The organism is Dokdonella sp. (assembly GCF_051958935.1).
In the GTDB taxonomy this organism is placed as follows: domain Bacteria; phylum Pseudomonadota; class Gammaproteobacteria; order Xanthomonadales; family Rhodanobacteraceae; genus Dokdonella_A.
This window is the reverse complement of record NZ_JBQCFP010000085.1, coordinates 1-3,751: the sequence shown is the minus strand read 5'-3', so window position 1 is coordinate 3,751 and position 3,751 is coordinate 1. Positions and strand designations below refer to the sequence as shown.

Genomic DNA, 3,751 nt, shown 5'->3' with positions numbered 1-3,751 from the left:
GTCCTTGGCCGCGACCTGGGCGCGGAAGCGCGCGGCCTGGTCCTCGGGGTCGTTGAGCTCGGAGAAGACGTTGGCCATCTCCTTGGCGCCGACGAACAGCTCGAAGCGGTCGGTCACCACGGGGTCGCGGTCGCTCGCGCGCGCGAGCGGCGACACCTCGACCGGGTAGTCGGTGATGAATGTCGGCTGCACGAGCGTGCCCTCGACGGTCGCCTCGAAGAGCTCCAGCAGCAGCTTGCCCCAGCCGTAGCCGGGCTTGACGTGGATGCCCAGGCGCGCGCAGTGGCGCGCGAGCGCCTCGCGGTCGCGCAGCTCGTGCTCGCCGATATCGGGCTTGTGGTGGCGCACCGCTTCGGCCATCGCCCAGCGGCGGAACGGCGGGCCGAGATCGATGTCGCGGCCTTCCCAGGCGAGATTCGTGCGACCGAGCGTCGCCTCGGCCGTGTCGCGGATCATCGCCTCGGTGAGGTCCATCACTTCGGTGTAGGTCGCGTAGGCCTGGTACAGCTCGAGCATCGTGAACTCGGGGTTGTGCCGCGTCGACACGCCCTCGTTGCGGAAATTGCGGTTGATCTCGTAGACGCGCTCGAAGCCGCCGACGACGAGGCGCTTCAGGTAGAGCTCCGGCGCCACGCGCAGGTACATCGTGAGGTCGAGCGCATTGTGGTGCGTCACGAACGGCTTCGCCGTCGCGCCTCCCGGGATCGGATGCATCATCGGCGTCTCGACTTCCATGAAGCGCCGCGGCGCCGCCTCGAGCCATTGGCGGATGAAGCGGATCATCGCCGAGCGCAGTTCGAACACGCGCCGCGAGTCGGGGGTGACGATGAGGTCGACGTAGCGCTGGCGATAGCGCTGCTCGACGTCGGACAAGCCATGCCACTTGTCCGGCAGCGGCCGCAGCGACTTGGTGAGCAGGCGCAAGGCGTCCGCCTTGACGCTGAGCTCGCCGGTCTTGGTGCGCATGAGCGTGCCTTCGGCGCCGACGATGTCGCCGATGTCCCAGCTCTTGAACGCGCGGAACGTGTCCTCGCCGACCGCATTGACCTGGATGAACAGCTGGATGCGGCCGGTCATGTCCTGCACGTGCACGAAGGCGAGCTTGCCCGTGTCGCGCTTGCTCATGATGCGACCGCCGATCTTCACGCGGCGCGCGAGCGCGTCGATCTTCTCCGCCGGCCACGCTTCGCGGTCGTCGAACTCGCGCTGCAGGTCGCCGGCGAACGCGTCCGGCTTGAAGTCGTTCGGGAACGCGATGCCGTGCGCCTGCAGCGCGCGCAGCTTGTCGCGGCGCTCGGCGATCAGCTTGTTCTCGTCCTGCTGAGGGGAATGGTCGGTTTCGCTCATGGGGAAATCGCTTCGGTTTCGCAGCTGCGGCCCCGCTCCAGGCGGAGAGGGGTTGGGTGAGGGCCCGGATTCTCGTGGACATTTCGCCAGCGGCCGGACCCTCATCCGGCGCGCGCCACCTTCCCCGTGGAGGAGAAGGAACGCTTACGCGTCGACGCGTTTCGCGCCGGCCTCGAGGCCGGCCTTGAGGCTGCCCTCGATGAACTCGTCGAGGTCGCCGTCGAGCACCTTCTGCGTGTCGCTGCGCTCGATGCCGGTGCGGAGGTCCTTGATGCGGCTCTGGTCGAGCACGTAGTTGCGGATCTGGCTGCCCCAGCCGATGTCGGACTTGGTCGCCTCGAGTGCGTCCTTCTCCGCATTGCGCTTCTGCAATTCGATCTCGTACAGCTTCGCCTTCAGCATCTTCATCGCGCGATCGCGGTTCGCGTGCTGGCTGCGCTCGGTCTGGCAGGCGACGACGACGCCGCTCGGCACGTGCGTGATGCGCACCGCCGACTCGGTCTTGTTGACGTGCTGTCCACCGGCACCGGACGAACGGTAGACGTCGGTTTTCAGGTCCGCCGGGTTGATGTCGATGTCGATGTCGTCGTCGACTTCGGGCGAGACGAACACCGAGGTGAAGCTCGTGTGGCGCCGGTTGTCCGAGTCGAACGGCGACTTGCGCACGAGGCGGTGCACGCCGATTTCGGTCTTCAGCCAGCCGTAGGCATAGTCGCCCTCGACGCGGAACGTCGCGCTCTTGATGCCGGCGACTTCGCCGGCGCTGGCTTCGAGCAGTTCGGTTTTCCAGCCCTTCGATTCTGCCCAGCGCAGGTACATGCGCAGCAGCATCTCGGCCCAGTCCTGTGCCTCGGTGCCGCCGGCACCGGCCTGGATGTCGACGAACGCATTCGCGCCGTCCATCTCGCCGGAGAACATGCGCTGGAATTCGAGCTTCTCGACTTTGCCGACGAGTGCATCGACGTCGGCGGCGACCGCGACCGCGGTGCCTTCGTCGTTCTCGGCGATCGCGAGGTCGAGCAGATCGCCCGCCTCGGTGAGGCTGTCGGTCAGCCCGCGGATGCCGCCGACGATGCGCTCGAGGCTCGCACGCTCCTTGCCCAGATCCTGCGCGCGCTGCGGATTGTCCCAGACGTCCGGGCTTTCGAGTTCGCGCGTGACTTCTTCGAGCCGTTCAGCCTTGGCATCGAAGTCAAAGATACCCCCTGAGCGACGCCACGCGATCCTTGAGATCGGCGATGCGCGCATGGATCGGATTGGTCTCGATCATGTGTTCGGTCCCGAAAACGGAATCGCGCATCCTAGCAAAATCCGGCGTGGATGTAGGGCGGTACGTGCGAAGCGCGTACCGCCGTCGACGACGCAGCCCGGCGGAGCTCGCGCTCCTGCTCGGCCCCCCGGTGCGCCCTACGCGGGTTCGATGTGGCGCACGAGCAATTGCAGGCGCTCGCGGCCGTTCCAGTCGTTGAGGTCGAGCTGGTAAAGGGCACGCACGCGCCCAGGTGGCGGCATTGCCGCCAGCGCGTCGAACAGGATCGCTTCGACCACGTCGGCGCCGCGTTCGGGGCGAAGCTGCATGCGCAGGTGCTTCTCGCCGACTGCACGCCACGTCTCCACCGCGAAGACGTTGTCGAATGCGGGTTCGGGGAACGCCTGCCCCCATGGCGCCGCATAGCGCAGCGCGCGCGCGTTGTCGGCGGTGAACTCGTGCGGATCGAGTTCTCCGTCGCTCCACAGGCATCGTTCCAGCTGCGATGGGTCGAGGCGTCGCCGCGCCGCAGCGTCGAACTCGGCCGCGAACGCGGCGAGGTTCGCGGCAGGCAGGCTGAGTCCCGCCGCCATCGCATGTCCACCGAAGCGCGCGATCAGGCCCGGATGCGCCGCGTCGACGTCGGCGAGTGCGTCGCGCAGGTGGAAGCCGGCGATCGAGCGCGCCGACCCGCGCAGTTCCGCGCCCTTTTCGTCGGCACGGGCGAATGCGACGACTGGGCGGTTGAGGCGTTCCTTGAGCTTGGAGGCGACCAGGCCGACCACGCCCGGGTGCCAGTCGGCCTCGTGGAGCACGATCCCGCACGGCAGCGACGCTTCGTCCCAGCGCTCGATGAAACGCGCGAGCATCGCCTCGCCCTGCTCCACCATCGCTGCCTGCAGTTCGCGCCGCTCCGCATTGATCGCGGACAGGCGTTCGGCGAGACCGAACGCGACATCGGCGTCGTCGCTGAGCAGGCATTCGATGCCGAGGCTCATGTCCTCCAGCCTGCCCGCCGCGTTGATGCGCGGTCCGAGCGCGTAACCGAGATCGGCCGCGACGGCGCGTCGCGGGTCGCGCCCGGCCGAGCGGTACAGCGCCGCGACGCCCGCCGACGCGCGGCCGCTGCGGATGCGATGCAGGCCCGCGGCGACC

3 protein-coding genes are annotated in these 3,751 nt (G+C 68.1%); all 3 read right to left on the bottom strand.

Annotated features, from left to right (window positions below; genetic code table 11):
- Positions 1-1,347, bottom strand: a 1,347-nt coding sequence (gene lysS / locus ACTHK2_RS07815) for a lysine--tRNA ligase (RefSeq protein ID WP_440245140.1), incomplete at its 3' end; no start/stop codon positions are given.
- A gap of 144 nt (positions 1,348-1,491) precedes the next feature.
- A complete protein-coding gene (prfB, locus tag ACTHK2_RS07810; protein WP_440245139.1) occupies positions 1,492-2,595 on the bottom strand; it encodes a peptide chain release factor 2 in 1,104 nt (367 codons plus the stop codon).
- A 159-nt stretch (positions 2,596-2,754) separates the two neighbouring features.
- Positions 2,755-3,751 (bottom strand): DHHA1 domain-containing protein (locus tag ACTHK2_RS07805; RefSeq protein WP_440245138.1); only part of this gene is annotated, 997 nt, incomplete at its 5' end.